Source organism: Lysobacter sp. Soil_C_59, assembly GCF_057656415.1.
In genome coordinates this window covers 359,033-379,535 of the sequence record NZ_JBDGKK010000003.1, presented here as the reverse complement: position 1 = coordinate 379,535, position 20,503 = coordinate 359,033, and the positions used below count along the sequence as shown (strand labels likewise).

The 20,503-nt window shown below is 66.1% G+C and carries 25 protein-coding genes; 14 read left to right on the top strand and 11 right to left on the bottom strand.

Annotated elements, in window-relative coordinates; genetic code table 11:
- Window positions 1–19 precede the first annotated feature (19 nt).
- The 6 genes from AC3A3Q_RS08510 to AC3A3Q_RS08485 all read left to right on the top strand — a co-directional run bounded on the left by AC3A3Q_RS08510 (window position 20) and on the right by AC3A3Q_RS08485 (window position 3,292).
- Entirely contained in the window at window positions 20–226 is a 207-nt protein-coding gene (locus AC3A3Q_RS08510) for a hypothetical protein (RefSeq protein WP_487585833.1), read from the top strand.
- Between the two features lie 5 nt (window positions 227–231).
- Entirely contained in the window at window positions 232–612 is a 381-nt protein-coding gene (locus AC3A3Q_RS08505; protein ID WP_487585832.1) for a hypothetical protein, read from the top strand.
- 161 nt (window positions 613–773) lie between these two features.
- Entirely contained in the window at window positions 774–1,802 is a 1,029-nt protein-coding gene (locus AC3A3Q_RS08500; RefSeq protein ID WP_487585831.1) for a zinc metalloprotease, read from the top strand.
- A gap of 25 nt (window positions 1,803–1,827) precedes the next feature.
- Window positions 1,828–2,652 carry a restriction endonuclease gene (locus tag AC3A3Q_RS08495; RefSeq protein WP_487585830.1) on the top strand — a complete coding sequence of 275 codons (825 nt, stop codon included), beginning with the start codon at window positions 1,828–1,830 and terminating at the stop codon, window positions 2,650–2,652.
- Window positions 2,653–2,709: 57 nt separating this feature from the next.
- Entirely contained in the window at window positions 2,710–2,991 is a 282-nt protein-coding gene (locus AC3A3Q_RS08490; RefSeq protein ID WP_487585829.1) for a type II toxin-antitoxin system RelE/ParE family toxin, read from the top strand.
- A gap of 10 nt (window positions 2,992–3,001) precedes the next feature.
- Entirely contained in the window at window positions 3,002–3,292 is a 291-nt protein-coding gene (locus tag AC3A3Q_RS08485) for a HigA family addiction module antitoxin (protein WP_487585828.1), read from the top strand.
- A 57-nt stretch (window positions 3,293–3,349) separates the two neighbouring features.
- Here the strand turns inward: AC3A3Q_RS08485 and AC3A3Q_RS08480 are convergent, their stop codons facing one another.
- Window positions 3,350–3,823, bottom strand: a complete 474-nt coding sequence (locus tag AC3A3Q_RS08480; protein WP_487585827.1) for a VOC family protein — start codon at window positions 3,821–3,823, stop codon at window positions 3,350–3,352.
- Window positions 3,824–4,016: 193 nt separating this feature from the next.
- Window positions 4,017–4,808, bottom strand: coding sequence for an OmpA family protein (locus tag AC3A3Q_RS08475; RefSeq protein WP_487585826.1), 792 nt, complete (start codon window positions 4,806–4,808; stop codon window positions 4,017–4,019).
- Between the two features lie 262 nt (window positions 4,809–5,070).
- Here AC3A3Q_RS08475 and AC3A3Q_RS08470 point away from each other — a divergent pair, with 262 nt between their 5' ends.
- The 5 genes from AC3A3Q_RS08470 to AC3A3Q_RS08450 all read left to right on the top strand — a co-directional run bounded on the left by AC3A3Q_RS08470 (window position 5,071) and on the right by AC3A3Q_RS08450 (window position 10,736).
- Complete coding sequence (locus AC3A3Q_RS08470; RefSeq protein ID WP_487585825.1) at window positions 5,071–5,997, top strand: M14 family metallopeptidase; 927 nt, start codon at window positions 5,071–5,073, stop codon at window positions 5,995–5,997.
- A gap of 115 nt (window positions 5,998–6,112) precedes the next feature.
- Window positions 6,113–8,671 (top strand): alpha/beta hydrolase family protein, encoded by a 2,559-nt coding sequence (locus AC3A3Q_RS08465; protein ID WP_487585824.1) that lies wholly within the window; start codon window positions 6,113–6,115, stop codon window positions 8,669–8,671.
- A 118-nt stretch (window positions 8,672–8,789) separates the two neighbouring features.
- On the top strand, window positions 8,790–9,218 hold the full coding sequence (locus AC3A3Q_RS08460) for a GFA family protein (RefSeq protein WP_487585823.1): 429 nt from the start codon (window positions 8,790–8,792) through the stop codon (window positions 9,216–9,218).
- Window positions 9,219–9,397: 179 nt separating this feature from the next.
- Window positions 9,398–10,255 carry a PA4780 family RIO1-like protein kinase gene (locus AC3A3Q_RS08455; RefSeq protein ID WP_487585822.1) on the top strand — a complete coding sequence of 286 codons (858 nt, stop codon included), beginning with the start codon at window positions 9,398–9,400 and terminating at the stop codon, window positions 10,253–10,255.
- Window positions 10,256–10,265: 10 nt separating this feature from the next.
- Window positions 10,266–10,736, top strand: a complete 471-nt coding sequence (locus AC3A3Q_RS08450; RefSeq protein ID WP_487585821.1) for a YehS family protein — start codon at window positions 10,266–10,268, stop codon at window positions 10,734–10,736.
- A gap of 300 nt (window positions 10,737–11,036) precedes the next feature.
- Here AC3A3Q_RS08450 and AC3A3Q_RS08445 read toward each other — a convergent pair whose 3' ends face one another.
- Entirely contained in the window at window positions 11,037–11,762 is a 726-nt protein-coding gene (locus AC3A3Q_RS08445; protein ID WP_487585820.1) for an rRNA pseudouridine synthase, read from the bottom strand.
- A gap of 135 nt (window positions 11,763–11,897) precedes the next feature.
- Between AC3A3Q_RS08445 and AC3A3Q_RS08440 the strand changes: the two genes are divergently transcribed.
- The gene (locus tag AC3A3Q_RS08440) at window positions 11,898–12,197 is read left to right on the top strand and encodes a hypothetical protein (RefSeq protein ID WP_487585819.1); all 300 of its coding nucleotides are present in this window, start codon (window positions 11,898–11,900) and stop codon (window positions 12,195–12,197) included.
- A gap of 3 nt (window positions 12,198–12,200) precedes the next feature.
- On the opposite strand, the gene AC3A3Q_RS08435 is transcribed toward AC3A3Q_RS08440, so the two are convergent.
- Together AC3A3Q_RS08435 and AC3A3Q_RS08430 are read right to left on the bottom strand one after the other, a co-directional pair.
- Window positions 12,201–13,127, bottom strand: coding sequence for a hypothetical protein (locus AC3A3Q_RS08435; protein ID WP_487585818.1), 927 nt, complete (start codon window positions 13,125–13,127; stop codon window positions 12,201–12,203).
- A 32-nt stretch (window positions 13,128–13,159) separates the two neighbouring features.
- Entirely contained in the window at window positions 13,160–13,819 is a 660-nt protein-coding gene (locus tag AC3A3Q_RS08430) for a glutathione S-transferase family protein (protein ID WP_487585817.1), read from the bottom strand.
- 143 nt (window positions 13,820–13,962) lie between these two features.
- Here AC3A3Q_RS08430 and AC3A3Q_RS08425 point away from each other — a divergent pair, with 143 nt between their 5' ends.
- Complete coding sequence (locus tag AC3A3Q_RS08425; protein ID WP_487585816.1) at window positions 13,963–14,769, top strand: hypothetical protein; 807 nt, start codon at window positions 13,963–13,965, stop codon at window positions 14,767–14,769.
- A gap of 18 nt (window positions 14,770–14,787) precedes the next feature.
- On the opposite strand, the gene AC3A3Q_RS08420 is transcribed toward AC3A3Q_RS08425, so the two are convergent.
- The 3 genes from AC3A3Q_RS08420 to AC3A3Q_RS08410 form a co-directional block, all read right to left on the bottom strand.
- Window positions 14,788–15,597, bottom strand: a complete 810-nt coding sequence (locus AC3A3Q_RS08420) for a methyltransferase, TIGR04325 family (RefSeq protein WP_487585815.1) — start codon at window positions 15,595–15,597, stop codon at window positions 14,788–14,790.
- 108 nt (window positions 15,598–15,705) lie between these two features.
- The gene (locus tag AC3A3Q_RS08415) at window positions 15,706–16,779 is read right to left on the bottom strand and encodes a tetratricopeptide repeat protein (RefSeq protein WP_487585814.1); all 1,074 of its coding nucleotides are present in this window, start codon (window positions 16,777–16,779) and stop codon (window positions 15,706–15,708) included.
- Between the two features lie 121 nt (window positions 16,780–16,900).
- Window positions 16,901–17,335, bottom strand: coding sequence for an SET domain-containing protein-lysine N-methyltransferase (locus AC3A3Q_RS08410; protein WP_487585813.1), 435 nt, complete (start codon window positions 17,333–17,335; stop codon window positions 16,901–16,903).
- Window positions 17,336–17,419: 84 nt separating this feature from the next.
- Here AC3A3Q_RS08410 and AC3A3Q_RS08405 point away from each other — a divergent pair, with 84 nt between their 5' ends.
- A complete protein-coding gene (locus AC3A3Q_RS08405) occupies window positions 17,420–17,686 on the top strand; it encodes a DksA/TraR family C4-type zinc finger protein (protein ID WP_200605624.1) in 267 nt (88 codons plus the stop codon).
- Window positions 17,687–17,690: 4 nt separating this feature from the next.
- Here AC3A3Q_RS08405 and AC3A3Q_RS08400 read toward each other — a convergent pair whose 3' ends face one another.
- From AC3A3Q_RS08400 to AC3A3Q_RS08390, 3 genes are all read right to left on the bottom strand, one after another.
- Window positions 17,691–18,059: a VOC family protein gene (locus tag AC3A3Q_RS08400; protein ID WP_487585812.1), complete on the bottom strand. Its 369-nt coding sequence runs from the start codon at window positions 18,057–18,059 to the stop codon at window positions 17,691–17,693.
- 79 nt (window positions 18,060–18,138) lie between these two features.
- Window positions 18,139–18,594 (bottom strand): GNAT family N-acetyltransferase, encoded by a 456-nt coding sequence (locus AC3A3Q_RS08395; protein WP_487585811.1) that lies wholly within the window; start codon window positions 18,592–18,594, stop codon window positions 18,139–18,141.
- 130 nt (window positions 18,595–18,724) lie between these two features.
- On the bottom strand, window positions 18,725–20,434 hold the full coding sequence (locus AC3A3Q_RS08390; RefSeq protein ID WP_487585810.1) for a GMC oxidoreductase: 1,710 nt from the start codon (window positions 20,432–20,434) through the stop codon (window positions 18,725–18,727).
- Between the last annotated feature and the right edge of the window lie 69 nt (window positions 20,435–20,503).

Sequence of the window (20,503 nt, the reverse complement as noted above, 5' to 3'; positions counted from 1 at the left end):
GGAGAAAATGGAGTAGGGGATGGAGATTCAGCAGAAGCGGAATTCGAACCGCACCAGGTTCGAGTTCGGGGAAGAGGAACTGCGGTATCAAGTACAGGACAGCTCGGGCGGTCGGTCCTTCTCGGTGGCCTATACGGACATCAGTCGCGACCGCCAGACGCTGCAGGAACGCAATGCTGGCTGCGCAATGCCGGGTTGCTCTGGCTTGCGCTGGGTGCGCTGGTGACCGTCATGAGGTGGTTCGAAAGCCATACGGTTTCGCCGTCGATCTGGTTGCTGGTGGGTGCAGTCGCCTATGCGGCTTACCGGCTGCGAACGACCAGTTTCACCCTCGTGCCGTCCGGCAAGGGCAATCTGCTTGTGATTTCCGGTGTGGACGGCGAGCGGATTCTCACGGAGATCGACACGCGCCGCGCCAAGCAGTTCCGCGCCGAGTACGACTTCATGCCCGACGGCGACACCGCCGAGCAGCATCGCCGCCGGTTCCAGTGGTTGCACCGGGAAGGTGCCCTGTCTGACGAGGAACTCAAGCAGCGGCTGGCGTTGGTGGATACCACCGATCCTGCCCGGTTCGATGAGATCGCACCGGCTGCGGGTTCGCGGTTGAACTGACACGGCCGGCGCCAGGTTCCATGACAACTGACGCGATTGATTCGGGCACGGTGGATGCCGGCTCGGGCCTGGGTTGGCGACCTCCGCGCTGGGTCTTGCGGTCAAGCATGGTTGCGCAGTCCTGCCTGTGGATCGCGGGGTGGGCGGTTGCCGCTGGGTGCTTGATCACCGCGTCGAAGGCGTGGTGGTCGCTCATTGGTCCCGGGGCGCTGCTCGCGTTGCTGACGTGGCCGATTGCGGTCCTTTTCCATGAGCTGGGGCATGTGGCTGGCGCACGCATCGCCGGCATGACGGTCTGCTCGATGCAGGTGAGCCGGGTCTTCCTCCTGGCGCAGCGGCGTGGCTGGCGGATGCGGCTGCAGCGACCGCCACCGGGTACGTCCGGCTTCGTGAGGGCGTTCCCTGATCCATCGCGTCCTTTGAAGGACCAGATCCTGCTGATGATCGCCGGTGGGCCCGTCGCGAGCCTGTCGGTTGCACTTTGCACCGGCGCGGCTGGTGTCTGGTTCGTGCCGAGCGCAGCGGGGTTTGCGCTCATCGGCCTTGCGGCAATGAATCTCGCCACGGCGCTGATTGCGCTGATGCCTGCCGAGCGGTCGAGTCCGAGTGATGGCCTGATGCTTCTGTGCTGGTTGCGGGGGATCGACGAGACGTCGCCTGAGTTCTACATGCCGTACTTGAACGGCCTGGCAATCGCCGGAACACCAGCCGATGAGTTACCCGCCGACACAGTGGCTGCCTTGGCCACGCAACCACAGCCCGCGCCGTTGTTCGGTATCTGGCTCCGGTTGAAGGCGTATCAGAATCGTGGCGAATGGGCGCGAGCGTCTGCACTGGACTCGGAGATCCAATCGGCCGTTTCGGAGTTGCCGCCGAAGATGGCCGATGCGTTGAAGGACTTTGTCTCCATGCTTCGCTGCGAGGTCAGGTTTTCGTTGGCGATGATGGCCTGGTCAGCTGAGCATTCGCCGGCTGAATTGCTTTCGCCGTTTGCGGCGTGGTGCTCGCCATCGCTGACTGCCCGGTGCGATTCGCTGATGGCCGCAATGGCGGGGGACAGGACCGGGACGGTCAAGCACCTGGACGAAGCGGAGCTCTGGGCCTCCAGGTCGCTGGACAGGGCGCTGGCGATATCCGAAGCGAGGATCCGTAGCGCCGTGCTTTTGCGGTTGGATGGGAGCCAGACATGATTCCGAGGAAAGCGGCTGGACGGAAATGGCACTGAAGCCGGTAAGTCGCCGTCACTACGATGCGCTCGCGCGGGTCGACTGGGAACAGTTCGAAGTGCTTGTTGCCGGCTTTTACCGAAGCCAGGGGTACGAGGTCGAGCATGTAGGGACAGGAGGCACCCGTCGTGACTGCGATGGTGGCGTTGACCTGAAGCTCAGGCGCGACGACAGTTTCATTCTGGTCCAGTGCAAGCGATGGACGGCGATGAAGGTTCCGCACAACGCGGTACATGAGTTGCTCGGGATCATGGTCAATCAGGGCGCTACTGGCGCAATTCTGATCACCAGTGGCGAGTTCACGAAGGCCGCGATCGAGGCCGGGACCCGACAGCGGAATTTCCAGCTGATCGATGGGCATGAGCTCCGGGCCATGCTCGGGCCGGTACCGGATTCGGCGCTCGACTCGTTGGCGCGGCTGCGCGGCCCTGCGACAAAACTGGCAGCAAAGGCTTCGTCGGGTCTGGGGCAGGCGATAGTGGTGAAGCTGGTCATCGCGGGCCTGTTTCTGATCTTCGTGATTCTGGTGGCCCGGCATCTGCAGGGCGTCATTCAGTCGCTTCCGACGGCCGCTTCGTCTCGTTCAAATGCTGCCGCTCAAGGGAGAGGGCAACCTGCTCCGGTCGCTGCGCCTGCTGTGGGCGTGGCGGCGGATCCATGCCAGGAACTGATCGACAAACCGTCTGGTACGTACATCGATCACTGTGCCGGCGGCAAGGCACCGCAGCCGTTGACAGCAGCGCAGAGTCGCCAGCAACAACGCGGGGCCGACGAAGCCATTAAAGTCATTTCAGACGGCACACCGGAGCTTTGACCCTGTTACCTGCTATGACGGCTTGCGTTATATGACGCATGGCGTTATGGTGCGCCCGTGATCCGGACCTTCGCCGACAAGGAAGCGGAGAGGCTCTGGGACGGCATCCCGTCCCGGCGATTGCCGGCTGACATCCAGGCAGTGGCCCGGCGCAAATTGCGAATGCTGAACAACGCGTTCGTGCTGGAGGACCTGCGGATTCCGCCGGCCAACCGCCTGGAAGCGCTCAAGGGCGGCCGGAAGGGCCAACACAGCATCCGGATCAACGATCAATGGCGCATCTGCTTCCGATGGGCGGCGGGTGACGCGCATGACGTCGAGATCGTCGATTACCACTGAGGTTTCTTCCATGAAGACCCTGGCCAACGTTCACCCCGGTGAAGTCCTCCTTGAGGAGTTCCTTGTTCCGCTGGGAATAAGCCAGAACGCCCTCGCGCGCGCAGCTGGTGTACCACCGCGTCGCATCAATGAGATCGTGCTCGGGAAGCGCAGCGTGACCGCGGATACTGCCGTGCGCCTGGCCGCCGCGCTGGGCACCAGTGAGCGGTTCTGGTTGGGACTGCAGGCTGACTTCGATCTCGAAGAAGCCCATCGTGCGCTGGGCAAGGTTTTGGCGAAGATCGAGCGCATTGCTGCTTGATTCCCTCTCCCCAACCCCACTCCCGCAAAGGGGAGAGGGGCTTTGGCTTGATCGGGGTTATTGCTTCGCGTGCTGCTTCACCCACTCTTCGCCGCGACGTTTCATCTCGTCGTCGCTGATGTCCTCGACGTGGGTGCCCAGCATCCACTTGTGGCCAAACGGATCTTCGACCGTGCCGACACGGTCCCCCCAGAATTGATTCTCGACCGGCTGGATCACCTTGGCGCCGGCCTTCACCGCTTTCTCGACAGCGGCATCGGCATCAGGCACATAGATCATGAAGCTGCCAGTCGCGCCGCCGCGCGTCTTCGGGCCGAGGGCGTCCCATTCGGGCCATTCGTCCGAGAGCATCAGGCGGGAGTCGCCGATCTGCAGTTCGGCGTGGCCGATCTTGCCGTTCATCGGCAGGCGATAGGTTTCTTTGGCGTCGAAAGCGTTGTGGTAGAACTCGAGCGCCTTGGCGGCGTCGTTCACCACTACCGAAGGCGTGATGCTGTGGTAGCCGCGCGGAGTGGGGTTGGTGGTTGCCATCTCTCATGCTCCTGGGAATGACGATGCTCGAACATGCATCGCCCACCATTAGGCCGCGATGGCCGTAAACCCGGCGCATAAGTTCGGTTGCAGAAATCTAAACGGCGCGAACCGCGCATGACTGCGAGCAATAAAAGAAAACCGCCCGCTGTCAGGCGGGCGGTTCCCAGTTCATCGAAGCGCTGAATGGCGACTACTTGGTGCCGCCTTGTACGCCCTTGTCGACCACCAGCTTCACATCGACCTTGCGCGCGTTTGCATTGCTGCCCGAGCCTGCATCCGCTGCAACGCCCATGCCGGCCGGCGCGCGGACGCGTCCGGGCTGCAGGCCTCCCTGCTGACGCAGGTAGTTGGCGACTGCGGCGCCGCGCGCGGTGCTCAGGCGCTGGTTCGCTTCCGGGTTGCCGGTCGAGTCGGTGAAGCCCTGCATCACGATTTGGTAGTTCTTGGTCTCCTTGGCCTTGGCGGCCAGGGCATCGAGGTCTGCCTTGCCTTTCGCCGAGATCTTCGAGCTGCCGGATGCGAACAACACTTCGGCGGTGGCGAGGGCCTCGTACGTGCCGAAGTCGTCGATGCGCTGCGCGTTGGCGTTGGCCAGGGCGCTGGTCGGGGCCACGCCGGCCTCCACCTGCTGCGCGGTCTTGAAGTCTTCGGACTTGAACGAGATCTCGGTGGCGTTGAAGCCGCTGCCAGAGGCGACGACGTCGGCATTGATCGGCAGGCCGGGGATCAGCGCGCCGGGTTCGACCTTGGAATGGATCACGCCGGTCAGGCCTTTGGTCTTCTTCAACTTGGTGTCGGGCGAGACGGTGATGGTCTGCACGGCGTTGTTGCCGTCCTTGACGGTGAGGGTGTTGCCGTCGACGGCGGTGATCAGGCCCTTGATCTTGCTCTTGTCGCCGTCGGCGGCGAACGCCGAGGTGGCGGCAAGGATGGTCACCAGGGCGGTGGCGAGCATCATTCTTTGTGGCTTGCTGGTGTTCATGGACATTCCCTTTGAGTTGGATTGCGGCTGACGCCAAATCACCGTCCTTGCCTTGAATGCCGCCGGTTCCGCAGGGCCCGCGTCGGGAGCCCGATCGGCCGGGTCCGGGGCCCGGAAGGGCCCCAATCGGGAGCGGCGCGTCATTAGCTCCCTTGGGGGGTAAAGGGGGTGTGAGGTCTGGAATGCGAGGTTTGCGGGCGGGCCCATGTCGGAGCGGTGTTAAAGTTGCGGCCCCATTTGTGATTACTCCAGCGAGCCGCGCATGACTGTCCAGGCCTTCTATCCCATCGGCACTCCCGGGCAACCCTGGGGCGACGCGGAGCGGGGCGAATGGTTGTCGCGACAGGTGCGCCATCGCAGCTTCGACGCCGAAGTGCGCGGCAAGATCGAAGGCCTGGGTTCGCGTTTCGACGTGGTGCAGTACGGCGAGCTGAACTACGGCGCTGACAGCTACCCGCTGCTCGCGATCAAGAGCCGCAACTGGAACGGGGAGCTGCCAACCGTGCTCGTCACCGGTGGCGTGCACGGCTACGAAACCAGTGGCGTGCACGGTGCGCTGGAGTTCGTTGACCTGCATGCCGCCCATTACGCGAGCAAGGTCAATCTGCTGGTCGCGCCCTGCATCAGCCCCTGGGCTTACGAGCGCATCCACCGCTGGAATGCGAACGCCATCGACCCAAATCGTTCGTTCCGCGACGACAGCCCGGCGCACGAATCGGCCGCGCTGATGCAACTGGTTGCGCCTGTGCGCGAAAGCGTGCTGGTGCATATCGACCTGCACGAAACCACCGACAGCGACGAGACCGAGTTCCGTCCGGCATTGTCGGCGCGCGATGGCAAGCCGTTCGAGCCGGGCGAGATCCCCGACGGCTTCTATCTGGTCGACGACAGCGAGCACCCGCAGCCGGGCTTCCAGCAGGCGGTGATCGCGGCGGTGGAGAAGGTCACCCACATTGCGCCGGCCGACGACAAGGGCGAGATCATCGGTTCGACCGTGGTCGCGCACGGCGTCATCGAATACCCGCTGCGCAAGCTCGGCCTGTGCGCGGGCGTCACCGACGCGCGCTACAAGACCACCACCGAGGTCTACCCCGACAGCCCGCGGGCCACACCGGAACAGTGCAATGCCGCACAGGCGGCGGCAGTGTGCGCGGCGATCGACTACGCCCTGGCGCATCCGGCGGGGTAAAGGGCTCCTTCCGGTGGATCTGTGCCGGAACCTGCTGTCGGCGACTCAATCCCCGCGCTATCCTCCGGCCGGGGACGGGCCCTTGGCCCGGAGCAGTGCAACAGGGGGATGTCGCATGCAGCAGGGCATGTCTGGCGGGCGCCGCCACGGACTGATCGGTAAATGGCGGGCGCTGCTCGCTTTGGCGCTGTTGCTGCTGGCGCTGGACTGCGCCGCGATGCGCAAGATCGATCCGGGCGAGGATCCGAAGCTGGCCGCCGATGAAGGCCTGGTGGTGCTGTCGGTCGATGCCAGCGCGCCGATCCTGGCCGTGCGCGTGCGCGACAACGATGGCGTCGTCGCGGTGCTCAACTACATCGGCCTCGGTCGCAATGTCAGCCTGTATGCCGCCAAGGCCGGCGAGTACCGCTGGGCAGAGATGGACCTGGGGAGCTGGCGCTGGCGAATGCGCTACACCCTCACCTCCGACGAATACCGGTTCAAGGTCACCCCCGGCAAGATCGTCTACCCGGGCGACCTGATCCTGCGTCCCATGAGCTGGTCGTCGACGCGGTTCCATATCGCCAACCGCTCGTTGCCGATCATCGACTGGCTGGAGAAGGAACACGCCGCGCTGTACCCGCGCATGAAGTTCGAATACTCCGGCCTGTACCCGGATCCTTTCCCCGAGTTCTACCGCACCGCGCGCGCCGGCAATACCACGCCGTCCGACAAGCTCAATGGTGGCCGCGAACCGCCCAAGCCCATCGCCGTGCCGATTCCGGCCGAGGTGATGTGGAAGCCGAACCGCGTGAGCGAAGTCGCCCTCAATCCGGTCGGTGACCTGCTGGCCGAGTCGGTTTACGACGATGACGGCAAGTGGGGTGTCAACCTGATCGACCTGACCGAGGGCGTCGTGCAGCGCCTGACCACGTCGACCTTCGAGGCCGACGAACTGGTGTGGAAGGACAGCCGCACCTTGATCGCCGGCACCGGCGAAGACGAAACCAGCTACACCGTGTTCCGCGTGGGGGCCAGCAGCAACGGCAAGCGCAGCTTCAAGCGCCTGCCCATCGGCGGCACGGGCAACATCGTCGACCTGCTGCCGGGTGAGCCGGACTTCGTCCTGATGGAGGGCTATGACAGCCGCGGCGAGCTGGTCGTGCACCGGGTCGAGCTGGCCGGCGACCGGGAAATCTCCGGCTTCCGCACCGCCAAGAGTCGCGACCGCCTCAATGTCGGCGTCAGCAAGGACGTGGCGTGGTTTACCGACGGCAGGGGCCAGTTGCGCGCGGCCGTGGTCATCCGTGACGACACCGCCACGCTGGTGCACGGTGGCAACGGCACTTACCAGGAAGTGCTGCGTTCCCAGGCCGATGGCGGCTTCACGCCCGCCGGCCTGTCGTTCGACGGCAACACGATCTATGGCTATACCGATGACGAGCGTGGGCAGCGCGACCTGGTGGCGTTCGATCCTGCCACGCGCAAGGTCTCGCGCACGGTCTTCAGCAAGCCCGGCGTGGATATCCGCAGCGCGGTCTTCAACGAGAAGCGCGAGCCGGTGGCGGTGCGCTACTACCAGTCCGGTCGCCTGGTCACCGAGTACTTCGACGAGGCCAATCGCAACCTCGACAAGACCCTGCAGGCGGCGTTCCCTGGGCGCAACGTCGCGGTACTGAACCGAAACCGCGACAACCAGCAGCTGATCCTGTGGGTGGACGCGACCGACCATCCGCCGGAGCTCTATCACCTCGACATGGCGCACAAGCGTGCTTCGCTGCTGGAGGCGGTGGCGCCGCAGCTGAGCGAGCTGACGTTCGCGCCGGCGCACGTGCTCAACGTCAAAAGCAGCGACGGCCTGCAGGTCGAAGCCTTCCTGACGCTTCCGCCGGGCAGCGGCAAGCGCCCGCTGGTGGTGTTCCCGCACGGCGGCCCGATCGGCGTCAGCGATCGCCTGACGTTCAATCGCGAAGTGCAGTTCGTCGCCGCCCAGGGCTATGCGGTGCTGCAGGTGAATTACCGCGGCTCCGATGGCTACGGCAAGGCCTTCCGCGAGGCCGGGCACCGCAACTACGGTCGCCTGATCGAAGACGACATCGACGCGGCGATCCGTGCCGCGGTCGCGGCGTATCCGCTGGACGAGTCGCGCATGTGCACGCTGGGTGCCAGCTACGGCGGCTACTCGGCGATGGTCTCGGCCGTGCGCTGGCCGGGCCGCTTCCGCTGCGCGATCTCGCTGTCGGGGCTGAGCGACCGCGCGTTGTTCTTCACCGCCAGCGATGGCGCGCGTTCGGCAAAGGTACGGCCGATGCTGGAACGCATCATGGGCGATCCGCGCACCGACATGGCCGAGATGCAGGCCACCTCACCGCTGTACCACTTCCGCGAACTGACGCTGCCGGTGATGCTGCTGCACGGCCGCGAGGACGAACGCGTGGACTTCGAGCACACCCGTCGCCTGGTGCGCATGTTCAACCTCGAGCAGCATCCGCCGGTGTTGCTGGCGTTCCCGGACATGGGCCACGGATTCTCCGATCGCGTCGCCATCGACATCGCCTGGACTGGCATCGCCGGCTTCCTGCAGCAGAACCTGGGCAGTACGCCGGCCATTGCCGATGCCGAGGCAAAGGCCAAGGCGGCGCCGGTCGTAGCCGCACCCGCGGTCACGGTGTCAGGGCAGGGCGGCGGCAAGTAGCCCGCAGCGCATGCGGCAAGGGCCGGGGCGCGAACCCGGCACGTGGGCGCCCCGGCTGTCCGTGCAGGCGAACGCAGCACGTTGGCCGGGGAGTACCAGTCCCACGGGAGCGAGGCCAATGAGCGACACATACAGCGGAACCTGCTTTTGCGGAGCGGTCGGCCTCGAGGTGAGCGGGGCGCCGGAGGCGATGGGCTACTGCCACTGCGCGTCCTGCCGCAGCTGGTCGGCCGGGCCGGTCAACGCGTTCAGCCTGTGGAAGCCGGGCAACGTCAAAGTCACCCGTGGCGCCGAGCTGATCGGCCACTACGCCAGGACGCCGGTCAGCGATCGCCAATTCTGCACGCGCTGTGGCGGCCACCTGATGACCCACCACCCGTCGTTCGACCTGACCGACGTCTACGCCGCAACCATCCCGACCCTGGCTTTTTTGCCGACAGTGCACGTGAACTACGGCGAGACCGTGCTGCCGATGAAGGACGGGCTGCCGAAGCTGCAGGACTTTCCGTCCGAGCTGGGCGGTTCCGGGGTGATGCTGCCGGAGTAGGCGGTCGCGCACCAGGAGGGCCTGGGAGAGGGCTGCCGGGCACAGGGGCGAGGCGGAGCCGTCGTGGCGGATGAACGGGGCGACGCGCGGAGCGGCCGGAGGGCGCCCCGGGCCCTCGCGCATGCGAGAATGCCGCCCCATCGCGCCGCGCCCCCACCTGCGGCCACTCCACGGATTCCATGAAGACCCCCACCGCGCTGCAGGCGCTCATTGACGACGGCGTTATCGACGAGGTCCTGCGTCCGCTCAAGAGCGGCAAGGAAGCGGCGGTGTTCGTGGTCCGCAGTGGCGACGACGTGCGCTGCGCGAAGGTCTACAAGGACATGGCACAGCGCAGCTTCCAGCAGCGCGTGCAGTACCAGGAAGGACGCAAGGTGCGTAGCAGCCGCGAGGCGCGCGCGATCGGCAAGGCCAGCAAGTACGGCCGCAAGCAGCAGGAAACCGCCTGGAAGAACACCGAGGTCGACGCGCTGTACCAGTTGCGCGAGGCCGGCGTGCGCGTGCCCGAGCCGCACGGCTACTTCCATGGCGTGCTGGTGATGGAGCTGGTCACCGATGCGGAAGGGTTCTCGGCACCGCGACTGGGCGAGGTCGAGCTGAGCCCGGAGCAGGCGCGCGAGTTCCACGCGGTGCTGGTGCGCCAGGTCGTGCTGATGCTGTGCTGCGGCCTGATCCACGGCGACCTGTCGCCGTACAACGTGCTGGTCGGACCGGAGGGCCCGGTGGTGATCGACTTCCCGCAGGTGGTCAGTGCCGCGGGCAACAATGCCGCGCGGCAGATGCTGCTGCGCGACGTCAACAACCTCACCGCCTACCTGGGGCGCTGGGCGCCGGAGTTGTTCGACACCTGGTACGGCGAGGAGATGTGGGCGCTGTTCGAGGCCGGTGACTTGCACACCGATTCGGCACTCACCGGCAAGTTCACGCATGACGAGCGCCGCGTCGACCTCGACAGCGTCCGCGACGCGATCAACGAGGCCCGCGACGAGGCGCTGATCCGCCAGCAGGGCCGCGAAGCCGCGGCGCTGGCCGACTGAGGGCACGAGAATGATCAACAACGACGTACTGCGCAGCATCCGCTACATGCTCGACCTGAGCGACATCAAGGTCGTGGAGATCACCAAGCTGGCCGATCCGGATTTCCCGATCGAGAAGGCCGACGTGCTGGCGTTCCTGCGCCGCGAGGACGATCCGGAGTACGTGGAGTGCAGCGGCAAGGTGCTGGCGCACTTCCTCGACGGGCTGGTGATCTACCAGCGCGGACGTGACGAGAGCCTTCCGCCGCGCCCGGTCGAGAAGCGGGTGACCAACAACGTGGTGCTCAAGAAGCTGCGCGTGGCCTTCGAGATGAAGGACACGGACATGCATGAGACGTTTGCTGCGGCCGGTTTCCCGGTGTCCAAACCGGAGCTGACGGCGCTGTTCCGGCAGAGCACGCACAAGAACTTCCGCCTGTGCGGCGACCAGATGCTGCGCAACTTCCTCAAGGGCTTGACGCTGCGCGTGCGCGGCGGCTGACATGCCGCCATCCCGGCGAATGCCGGGATCCAGGCCGACAAGGCGTCAGTTCCGTCACGTCATTGCCGACAAGGTGTCAGTTTCATCACGTCATTCCCGCGAAGGCGGGAATCCAGGGACGTTGCTTTTGGCTGGAAAGGGTACGGGCCTGGATCCCGGCGTTCGCCGGGATGACGGTGCTGGGGGGATGACGGTGCTGGGGGGATGACGGTGCTGCGGGGATGACGGTGCTGGGGGGATGACGGTGCTGGGGGATGCGGTGCTGCGGGGATGACGGTGCTGCGGGGATGACGGTGAGGGCTAGAACTTCTCGCCGACCGGCAGGTAGCGCCATTCGCCCACCGGCATCTTCGCCAGCGGGATCTTGCCGATGCGGATGCGGCGGATCGCCACGACATCGAGCCCCACCTGCGCGCACATGTCCTGCAGCTGCCCGGGCCGCACGGCCTTGATCGCGAAGCGCAGGCGGATCTCGTTCTGCCAGCTGACCTTGCACGGTGCCAGTTCGCGGCCCTGGAAACGCAGGCCGCCATTGTTTAAACGATGCAGCCCGTAGGGCGCGATCTCGCCGGACACCTCGACCACGTACTCCTGCTCGATCTGGTCGGCGTCCTCGGTCAGGCGCCGCCACACGCGGCCGTCCTGGCTCAGCACCATCAGGCCACTGGCGTCGCGGTCGAGCGGCACCAGTGGCGTCAGGCGGATGAAGTGCCGCTGCAGCAGGCGCACGCCGCTCGGATCGTCGGCCCAGCGCGTGGCCGGCGTGACCAGCCCGACGGCTTCCGTGCGACCGCTGATCGCGTCCACGCCAACAGGCTTGTGAAACAGGATCGTGGCCGGTTGCGGTGGCTCCAGGACCGCGTCCGGGTCCAGCTCCACGTGCTCGCCCGACACCATGTGCTGTGGCGCTTCGATCACCACGCCGTTGACCAGCACCCAGCCGCCCTCGATGTAGCTTTCGGCGTCGGCGCGCGAACAGCCGGTCAATTCGGCGACGCGGCGGGAGAGGCGGACAGGTTCGGACACGGGACGGCCAGGCGGGACGGGTGCGTAGTGTAGGGACTTAGGCGCCGGGCAGGGGTGAGCGTTCATGCACTCCACGCGGGGATCACGCCGGGCTTCCAAGACTGCGCATTCATCCAGACCCATTGGAGCCGAGCCATGGAACCCAGCGCCATTACCAATGCCGCCTACACCGGCAGTACCTTCCTGTGGACTTGCGTGTTCATTTTCGCCCTGATCCTGTCGGTGCTGTGGATCCTGGTGCCGTTCGCGGTGTTCGGCATCAAGGGCCTGCTGCGCCGCATCGCCCGCAGCCTGGAAGTGATCGAGCAGCAGAACATCGACCTGCTCGCGCAGTCGCGGCTGCCGCCGCGGGCGGCGGAAACGGTGGTGTATCGCGATGTTCGCCCCGATGGAACGGTCGTGGTGCGGGAAGAGCGTACGGTCCCGCCGGTCTGAGCCTCAGAAGAACTCGATCCCGGGCCGCAGCAGCAGCTGGAAAACGAGCAGCAAGGCGACGACGGCCAACAGCAGCCAGCGCGCCGTTCCTGCGCCGGTGCCGCGCGCCTCGATCCCTTGCAGGCGCCATGCACTGGCCTGCATCCAGACCACGCCGATCCACGCCACCAGCACGGGCAGCAGCACGACCTCAAGTGCTTCGCGCGGCACGCGGAAGGGGATGATCAGCGCCGTGCCCACGATCACCGGCAGCGTTGCCACCTGGAACATGAAGCGCGTGCGTGAGCGCGGTGTGGCGATTTGCGTTGGCTCCTGCGCCATGGCGAGCAGCGGCCGCGCGAGCCACATCGCCGCCAGCGGCATTGCGACCAGCGCGACCAGCGCGGAGGCTGTTCTCGCCGCCTGGCCCATCTGCAGATAGTCCATCGCCATGCCAACGTCGCTGCCGGAACTGAGTGCGCCGATGACAACCTGCGGCAGCGCCATGAACAAGCCGCAATAAGCCATCCACACCAGGAACAGACGCAATGTCATTCCGCGCGCATGCCGCAGCAGGGCGATGCAGATCAACGCGGCCAGGACGGTCGCCAGCGCTCCGGTTCCCTGGAACAGGCTCGCCAGCGGGCTCTGGCCGACCCATTTATGGTTGTTGTGGAACAGCGTTGGTTCCAGCCCGGGCGTCAGTGCCTTGGGCAGCACCAGGAACAGTTCCTGGATGAAGAAGGTGAGGTTGAAGGCGAGGGTGTAGAGCAACGCCGAGGCGACGGTGAGTGACCGGTCCCAGGCGGGAACCGGTGCAGACGCCGCCGCCTCACGCGAAGACTTCAACAGGCCCGTCGATGCCAGCACCAGCGGGCCGACGAGCAGGACGATTGCCACTGCGACGACGATGACTGCCATGTTCTTCCCGTTCTGAGTGTCACTGGGCATTGCAGCATGGCGTCGCCGCCATCGGCGTGACCTCAGTCGCGGTCGGGCGCACCCAACGGGAAGAAGGAGCGATAAGGCCGGGCTTCATCGACTGCGCGCGCGAACGACGGCCGCGCCAGCAGGCGTCGACGGTAGGCATGCACCGTCGGGAACGCATCGCCGATCGCATGCGTCCAGTCGGCATAGAACAGGAACGGCGCCGCACCGCAGTCGGCCAGGGTGAAGTGCTCGCCTGCGGCCCATTGCCGGCCCTGCATCTTTTCCTCCAGCCACGCGTAGGAGGTTTCGAGCATGGCGCGGGCTTCGGCAACGCCGTATGGGTCGCGATCCTGCGGCTGGCGGATCGCGTCGAAGACGATCTTCTGCTGCGGCGTGGAGACGTAGTTGTCGAAGAAGCGGTCCATCGTCCGCACTTCCAGCGCTTCGCGCGGATCGTCGGGGATCAACTTCACGGGGCCGGGATGGTAGAGCGCAAGGTGTTCGATGATGCAGCTGGCTTCGATGACGGAGCGGTCGCCGTCGACCAGCACGGGGAAGCGACGCATCGGCCAGATCTGCGCCAGCTCGCGCATCGCCGGACCTTCCGGATCGTCGAGCAGGCGGAACTCGAAGGGCGTGCCGTTCTCGTAAAGCGCGGTCAGGACCTTCTGGCAATATGACGAGAACGGGTGGGCGTAGAGCTGGAGAGGCATCGAACGGGCTCCTGGGGCAGGGTGTTGATTGTGCGACGAATGAGCGGGGCCCAATTCGACAACTCGATCCGACAGCGCAAATCGACACTGCCGACGTCCTGGGCGCACTATGCACGCGCAAGCCATCCGAAGAGAGCATCGCCATGTGCCGACTCCTTGGGTTCCTGCTCGCTGGCGCGGTGCTGTACCCGGGCACGCCATTGCTGGCGCATGCCAACGATTCCGCTGCGCCGCCGGGTCGCCAGCTCATCGATCCGCTGACCACACGCGATCATCTGCCCCTGCGCCTGGACTGGGACACGCAGATCGGTGGCTTCGACGAGGGCAAACGGCAGACGCTTGCCATCGAGCCGGTGTTTTCGTTCGGCCAGGGCGGCGGACGCTGGGTGTCGCGGACATTGCTGCCGCTGGTCCGTCTGGAAGGCGTCGATCCGGACGATCGCATCCAGACCGGTATAGGTGACCTGCTGCAGACGCTCTACTACGTGCCTGCGTCGGTGGCGCGCGATGAGGGTCTTCATTGGGGATTCGGAGCCGTGCTGCGCGCGCCGACCGCCAGCGACAACGCCTTGGGCAAAGACGCATGGGCATTGGGACCGGCGTTGGCGGCGACGTGGGTTGGCCGACGCTGGAGCTGGGGTGCCCAGGTGCAGCATCTGCAGGCGTTCGGCGGGGATTCCGATGACGATCCCGATGACGACTCCGATGGCGACTACACCCTGCTGGCGCCTTTCGTCGCGCGTGACCTGTCAGACGACTGGAGCGTGGGCGTGCAGGTCGATGCGGCCTACGATTGGCAGCGCGACCGCATCAAGGGACCGTTGACGTTGTACGCGCGACGGGCTGGCAACGCTTTCGCCTTCGATGCGGGTTTCCGCTACTGGATCGACGGTCCAACCGAAGAACCCGAGTGGGGCGTGCGGCTGGGATTGACCTGGATCCTGGACTGACCGCAGCAGCGGGACTTCTCACGTCCGCTTGAAATAGAACCCGCTGTAGTGGTCGATCGTGCAGCCCGGTTCGAACGGCACCTTCAGGTGGCGCTCCCGCGATTGCCACTGATCGGTGACGACATAGCCCAGCTTGGCCATCGCCTCGATCAGTTCGGGCTTGGCCATCACCCGGTACGGCAGCACCGCCTTGCCGATGTTCTGCAAGGTGATGTAACCCTGCCTGGGATGCAGCGGCGTGAGGTTCACGAGCACGTGCGGTGGCGGGTTTTCCAGACGCGACAGCAGTTCTGGCAGCGTGTAATCCAGGTACTGCAGCGCGCCGCTGCTGATCAGCACATCGTGACCATCGGCGGCGTCGGGCGCGTCGGCAAAACGGAGCAGGCGTTCCGGGTCGTACTGCTCCGCCCACGCGCGGCCGGCGTCGATCACGGCCGGTACGTCGTGGACGCACCACTGCAGCGTCTGCGGGTAGGTCAGGTAGCGCCGGAAGCCGTAGTAGCTCACGCCGATGTGGCCACCGAGGTCGAAGATGCGGTGCCGGCCTTCGGCCAGCAGTCGCGCCAGCCAGTGCACCACGGGGTAGTCGCTGACGCGGATGGCGTCGTGGCGATCGAGGTACATGCCGCCGGCGGAGGGCTGGTCGTAGGTGGTGGGCAGCGCAGGTGCGGCGGCCAAGGCCTGGGCGCGCGTATCGAAGGCGCCGAAGTAGGCGTTGCCGCCACGATAGGGACGGCTGAACATGCGCCGGTAGAGGGGCTTGGCCAGGGTGCGCAGACCGGGTAGTTCCGCGCTCTCAGAGGCGATGCGGACAAGCTTGTTTTTCATCCATGCCAGGTCGTGCACCATTGTCTTCCCCGCGAGTCCCCGTCAGACAAGGCAAACGCAAAGGACCTGGAGAAAGGGACGCGCGCGCGGCCCAGGACGCCGGCATGACTACTGCCGCAGGCTGTCGAGCTGCCGCAGGTCGTCGAGCCTGGATCGGTTGGCGGCACGGGTGTCGCCGTCACTGAGGGCCTGCGCGCGGGCCAGGGCCTTGGCGGCACGCCGGGTATCGCCGGCGCCCACATAGGCGCGCGCCAATGCTAGGTGGAAGCGGGGCTCGTCGCCGTACAGGCGGATCGCCTTGCGGTAATGGCGTATCGCCAGCGGGTACTCGCCGGCACGCTCATGGTTCACCGCCAGCAGGAAGTGGTGGAACGGGTCCTTCTCCTGGATACGGGCGAGCCGTCGCCGGTACTCCGCTTCACGCTTGGCATCGCCACGGCGGTGGGCCAGGCCGGCCAGGTTGAACAGCGCGTTGGTGTTGTCCGGGTCGAGCGACAAGGCTTTGACGTAGTAGCGTTCCGCCTCCTCGGTTTCACCGTTGCGCACCGCGATCACGCCGGCGTTGCTCCAGTGGTTGGCGTATCCGGGGTCGAGTGCGATGGCCTGGTCGATGTCGCGCTTGGCGACGATCAGGTCCCCGCGCTCCATCGCGGCGATGCCAAGGTTGTTGTAGAAGTGGCCGTACAAGCGTGCCCGGCTTATTGGCCGTGGAGGAAAGCGGCCCATCACTGCATCGCGGGCAACGTCGACGCTGTACTGGCGTCCGGCAATCCGCACGACTGCGTTCACGTGGTTGCTTCTGTAGAGCGTGCCTTCCGCCTGGCGCCAGGAGAGTGTCTGAACCATCTCCTGCGGAGTCGCATCGAGTCCGGCTTCGTGGGCCAGTGCGAGGAACAACAGGGTGAAGGTCAGGCAGTTCGCCTCACGAGTGGCATAGGCCTCGGCGACGGTGGAGGTCGCACTTTCCCTGTAGGTCATGCCCAGGCCCTGCTCGCCGAACAGGAATTCGACGGTGCGTTCCAGTCGCGCGTGCTGCGAGGGGTGGCCGCTCAGGACTTCGGCTTGATAGCGCGATTGCAGTTCCGCGGGCAGAGCCATGATCTGCGCCGGCGGCGTTGCGTCGGCGACGGTGGGCGCCGGTGCGGCAAGTGCCAGCGTCGCGGCGATGACCCAGGTGAACATGGCCAGACCCTTCGCGCCAGACGGCGCAGGATGGGCTGGGGGCAGTGTAGACCCGGTCCGGTGGGGTGGCGTGAGTGCACAACGTCATGCTTGTTTGGGCACATTGGCGGGGCAGGCCTCCTCACCGCAGCCGTCGCCCCTCGTCACTGTCGCGGTAGCCGGACGGCACCGGCTGTGCCAGGTAATCCATCGTGAACTCGCTTCCGGCCGCCACGGCCTCGCAGGTGCGCATCGTGCGCCCGTCGGCGTCGATGGCGACATTGGGTCTGGCGCTGTGGTTGATGTAGCCGTAGCTGGTGCGGATGGCGCGCACGAGCAGCCGGGACGGATCCAGCGCGTTCCACTCGAGCGCGTCCACGACATGGGGGAAGGCGGCCACATCGACGGTCTGGCCGTCGAGCACGCACAGCACCTCGCCGGCACCGCGTGCGCGGGTCGAGAACAGGCCGCGGCCGTGGATGGCGCTGGCGCCCACCACCGCGCCCGTCACGGTAGGCAGGCATGGCGCGCCGCCAAGCAGCCGTGTCGCCAGCAGGTCGATGTCGTCAATCGTCATGGCTTCTCCGCGGCCGGATCGTTGTTTTCGGGAATTCAGGTCGCCGGCGCTATGCTCGCCCCTCGATCCACAGGAGACGATCCCATGGCCACCGGTTGGGCAGGCGACGGCGCCGTTCAGGACCAGATCGACGCCACCATCAAGGACGCCATCGAGCGCGCCCGCAGCCAGCTTCCACAAGGCCCCGGCCTGGTGCATTGCGAGGAGTGCGGGAAGAAGATCCCGGAAGCGCGGCGCAAGGCCGTGCCCGGTGTTCGCCTGTGCGTCGACTGCCAGCAGGCGCACGACGAGGATCAGTCCGCACACAGCGGTTACAACCGCCGCGGCAGCAAGGACAGCCAGTTGCGCTGAGGCGTCACTTCATCGAGTGAAGTCCGAACATGTTGCCCTCGGTGTCGATGGCAAGGGCGATGAATCCGTACTCGCCGATCGAGAACTTCTCCTTGAACACCTGGCCACCGGCAGCGGCCACGCGCGCGGCTTCGACCGCGCAGTCCTCGCTGATGAAATACACCAGCGTGCTGTTGCCGCCGGACGGGACACCTTCCATGTGCACCAGCGAACCGCCGGCGCCCGGCTGGTCGGGTGCCATCGGGAATGCCCACATCTCGATGCCGGGGCTTTCCAGCCGCTCCAGTTTTCTCGCCAGCACCGTTTCGTAGAACGCGCGGGCGCGGGGCATGTCCTGTACGTAGATTTCGAACCAGCCGACGGGATTGTTCATGCTGTGCTCTCCACGGAAGTCCGGCAATTTTGTCGGAGGCTGCGTAGGGCGGCGTGAACCCGCGTCGCGGGCGGCGTCGTCAGGCGTCGACGAGCACGCGCGAGTAGAAGCGAGTGCCGGGGATGTGCGTTGTGTTGTACGGCGCGATCTCGAGGAACCCCAGTTGCCGATAAAGCGCCTGGGCCGATTCCATGCTCGCCAGCGTGTCGAGCCGGAGCTCGCGATAGCCGGCGTCGCGCGCGGTTTCGATCACCGCTTCGACCAGTCGCCTGCCAAGACCCATGCCCTGGAATCCCGGGCGGACGTAGAGCCGCTTCATCTCGCCGGTTGCTGCGTCCAACGGCCGCAACGCGACGCAGCCGGCAACGTCATCACCGATGCTCGCGATAAGCAGCGCGCCGCCCGGCGGCATATAAGGGGCAGGCAGTGCCGCAAGTTCGGACGAGAACCCCTGGTACTCCAGGTCGGTCCCGATCGCCTCGGCATATTCGCGGAACAACATGCGCGCGGTGGCGACGAGTTCGGGACCTTGCACCTGCGCGAATGTCGGAGGAGGAGCTGGTGGTTCGCGCCGTTCCATCTGCCTGCATGGGTCGCGTGGTCGCCCACCGTCGGACGCGACGCTAGCACCTGCGCCGCAGGCCGGACAAGAACCACTGGTGTCCTCAGCCCAGCAGGGGCGCAGCCTGTTCCATGCGTTGCCGCAGCTGTTCGGCCAGGCGCAGGCTCAGGGCGATGATGGTGAAGGTCGGGAATGCCCAGCTGCCGGTCGGGAACACCGAGCTTCCGGCGATGTGCAGGTTGCCGATGCCGTGCACCTGGCAGTTGCGGTCGACCACGCCCAGCTCAGGCGCATCGGCCATGCGCGTGGTGCCCATGTGGTGCGAGGTGCCGAACACTTGCGGCACGCCGTTTTCTTCGTCCAGCCACGGCTCGGGCCGGAACTCGCCCTTGCTCACCCGCGCCAGTTCGTCACCGAACAGCCGGGCGGCGGTGCGGTAGGTGTGGCGGTCCAGTTCGGTCAGGCGCCAGTCGACGCTGACCTTGCGCAGTCCGAGTGCGTCGCGCTCCTCGCCCAGTGTGATCCGGCTGTCGCGGTTGGGAACCTGTTCGAAGTAACCGACCAGGTCGACGCGTTCGGTTTTCACCGTCGGCTTGCGGGTGAGCTTGCGGCCGAAGGCCTTGGCGATGTCGGCCGCGCCGAGGCCGGCGCGCAATGTCAGCGAGGCGATGTCGTCGTCGCTGGGACGCGATCTTGCGATGTAGTCGGGTTCGCCATTCTTGCGACCGCAGACGCGGGCCTTGATCGCCCAGTTCTCGTGGCGCCGGCGCGCGCGCATGATCGCGCGCAGGTCGCGCAATGCCTGCAGGCCCTCGGGCACGGGTTCTTCGAAGGCGTACGGCCGGACCCGGCCGCTGAGGATGCGGTGCTGGCGCTGCGCTTCGTCGGAGAGGCAGATCTCCGGATGCGCCTGCGGCTTGCCCTTGGGGACGTTGCGGTCGTATGGGCGGATCACCGAGTCCGGATCGCGGGTGTAGAGCGCGCCGAGCTTGCCGCTGGGGTGGTCCATGAAATAGCGGCCAACCAGATCGTGGTCGTTGCCCAGCCCGCCGGGTTTTACCGAGTTGGACGACAGCAGCAGGCGCGCATTCTCGATGCCGCCGCAGGCCAGCACGAAGTGACGGGCACGGACCACGCCGCGGTGGCCGTCGAGCGTGCCGATGCGCGCCTGCCGCACCGCCGCCCCAGACGGCAGTGTCTCGAGCTCGAGCAGGTTGGCGTGCAGCAGCACCGTGATGTTGAGAGCGCGTTCGAACTCGGTGCGGTAGGCCTCGCCGAAGATCATCGGGCTGCTGGCGAAGGTCTTGTGCACCAGTGCATCGGCGTCGAACGCCAGCGTCTGCCGCGAGGACGGCGTCAGGAAGGTGTCTTCGCCGAAGTCATGCGACTCCAGGCCACAGAACGTGCGGGCTTTCAGGTAGTGCGGCTCCAGGTCGGCGAAACCGATCGGCCAGCCGCTGTGCGGCACCCAGTCGCGCGCTTCCAGGTTGGCCAGCGGAATGCAGCCGCGCCCCCACAAATTGCAGGTGCCGCCAAAGGCGCGAAGTCGCGATGCGCCTGGGTCGAACTCGGGTATGCCAACCGAGGAGCCTTCGAACAGCTCCTGGTTGCGCTCGTCCGCATCGAGGCCGCCGCCTTCGACGATGCATACGTTCACGCTGGTGCCCAGGAACGCCCAGGCAATGGCGAGGCCAGCCGCACCTGCACCGACGATGCAGATGTCGGCCTCAACGTCGGCGGGCGACGCAGCTTTCCTGTAATCGAAGATCAACTGGAGCCCCTTGAGCGGATTGACGCCGGCGCAAGAAGACACGCTTGCCCCCGGCCTGCTGTAGCTAACCAACGCAGCGCGGGGCGGGGAGGGGACAGTGCGGGCACCGTT

What these genes read in the sequence shown, in the direction of transcription:
- AC3A3Q_RS08510 (WP_487585833.1), top strand. Translation starts at nt 20, where the DNA reads ATGGAGATTCAGCAGAAGCGGAATTCGAACCGCACCAGGTTCGAGTTC.
- AC3A3Q_RS08505 (WP_487585832.1), top strand. Translation starts at nt 232, where the DNA reads ATGAGGTGGTTCGAAAGCCATACGGTTTCGCCGTCGATCTGGTTGCTG.
- AC3A3Q_RS08495 (WP_487585830.1), top strand. Translation starts at nt 1,828, where the DNA reads ATGGCACTGAAGCCGGTAAGTCGCCGTCACTACGATGCGCTCGCGCGG.
- AC3A3Q_RS08485 (WP_487585828.1), top strand. Translation starts at nt 3,002, where the DNA reads ATGAAGACCCTGGCCAACGTTCACCCCGGTGAAGTCCTCCTTGAGGAG.
- AC3A3Q_RS08480 (WP_487585827.1), bottom strand. Translation starts at nt 3,823, where the DNA reads ATGGCAACCACCAACCCCACTCCGCGCGGCTACCACAGCATCACGCCT.
- AC3A3Q_RS08475 (WP_487585826.1), bottom strand. Translation starts at nt 4,808, where the DNA reads ATGAACACCAGCAAGCCACAAAGAATGATGCTCGCCACCGCCCTGGTG.
- AC3A3Q_RS08470 (WP_487585825.1), top strand. Translation starts at nt 5,071, where the DNA reads ATGACTGTCCAGGCCTTCTATCCCATCGGCACTCCCGGGCAACCCTGG.
- AC3A3Q_RS08465 (WP_487585824.1), top strand. Translation starts at nt 6,113, where the DNA reads ATGCAGCAGGGCATGTCTGGCGGGCGCCGCCACGGACTGATCGGTAAA.
- AC3A3Q_RS08460 (WP_487585823.1), top strand. Translation starts at nt 8,790, where the DNA reads ATGAGCGACACATACAGCGGAACCTGCTTTTGCGGAGCGGTCGGCCTC.
- AC3A3Q_RS08455 (WP_487585822.1), top strand. Translation starts at nt 9,398, where the DNA reads ATGAAGACCCCCACCGCGCTGCAGGCGCTCATTGACGACGGCGTTATC.
- AC3A3Q_RS08450 (WP_487585821.1), top strand. Translation starts at nt 10,266, where the DNA reads ATGATCAACAACGACGTACTGCGCAGCATCCGCTACATGCTCGACCTG.
- AC3A3Q_RS08440 (WP_487585819.1), top strand. Translation starts at nt 11,898, where the DNA reads ATGGAACCCAGCGCCATTACCAATGCCGCCTACACCGGCAGTACCTTC.
- AC3A3Q_RS08435 (WP_487585818.1), bottom strand. Translation starts at nt 13,127, where the DNA reads ATGCCCAGTGACACTCAGAACGGGAAGAACATGGCAGTCATCGTCGTC.
- AC3A3Q_RS08430 (WP_487585817.1), bottom strand. Translation starts at nt 13,819, where the DNA reads ATGCCTCTCCAGCTCTACGCCCACCCGTTCTCGTCATATTGCCAGAAG.
- AC3A3Q_RS08425 (WP_487585816.1), top strand. Translation starts at nt 13,963, where the DNA reads ATGTGCCGACTCCTTGGGTTCCTGCTCGCTGGCGCGGTGCTGTACCCG.
- AC3A3Q_RS08420 (WP_487585815.1), bottom strand. Translation starts at nt 15,597, where the DNA reads ATGAAAAACAAGCTTGTCCGCATCGCCTCTGAGAGCGCGGAACTACCC.
- AC3A3Q_RS08415 (WP_487585814.1), bottom strand. Translation starts at nt 16,779, where the DNA reads ATGTTCACCTGGGTCATCGCCGCGACGCTGGCACTTGCCGCACCGGCG.
- AC3A3Q_RS08410 (WP_487585813.1), bottom strand. Translation starts at nt 17,335, where the DNA reads ATGACGATTGACGACATCGACCTGCTGGCGACACGGCTGCTTGGCGGC.
- AC3A3Q_RS08405 (WP_200605624.1), top strand. Translation starts at nt 17,420, where the DNA reads ATGGCCACCGGTTGGGCAGGCGACGGCGCCGTTCAGGACCAGATCGAC.
- AC3A3Q_RS08400 (WP_487585812.1), bottom strand. Translation starts at nt 18,059, where the DNA reads ATGAACAATCCCGTCGGCTGGTTCGAAATCTACGTACAGGACATGCCC.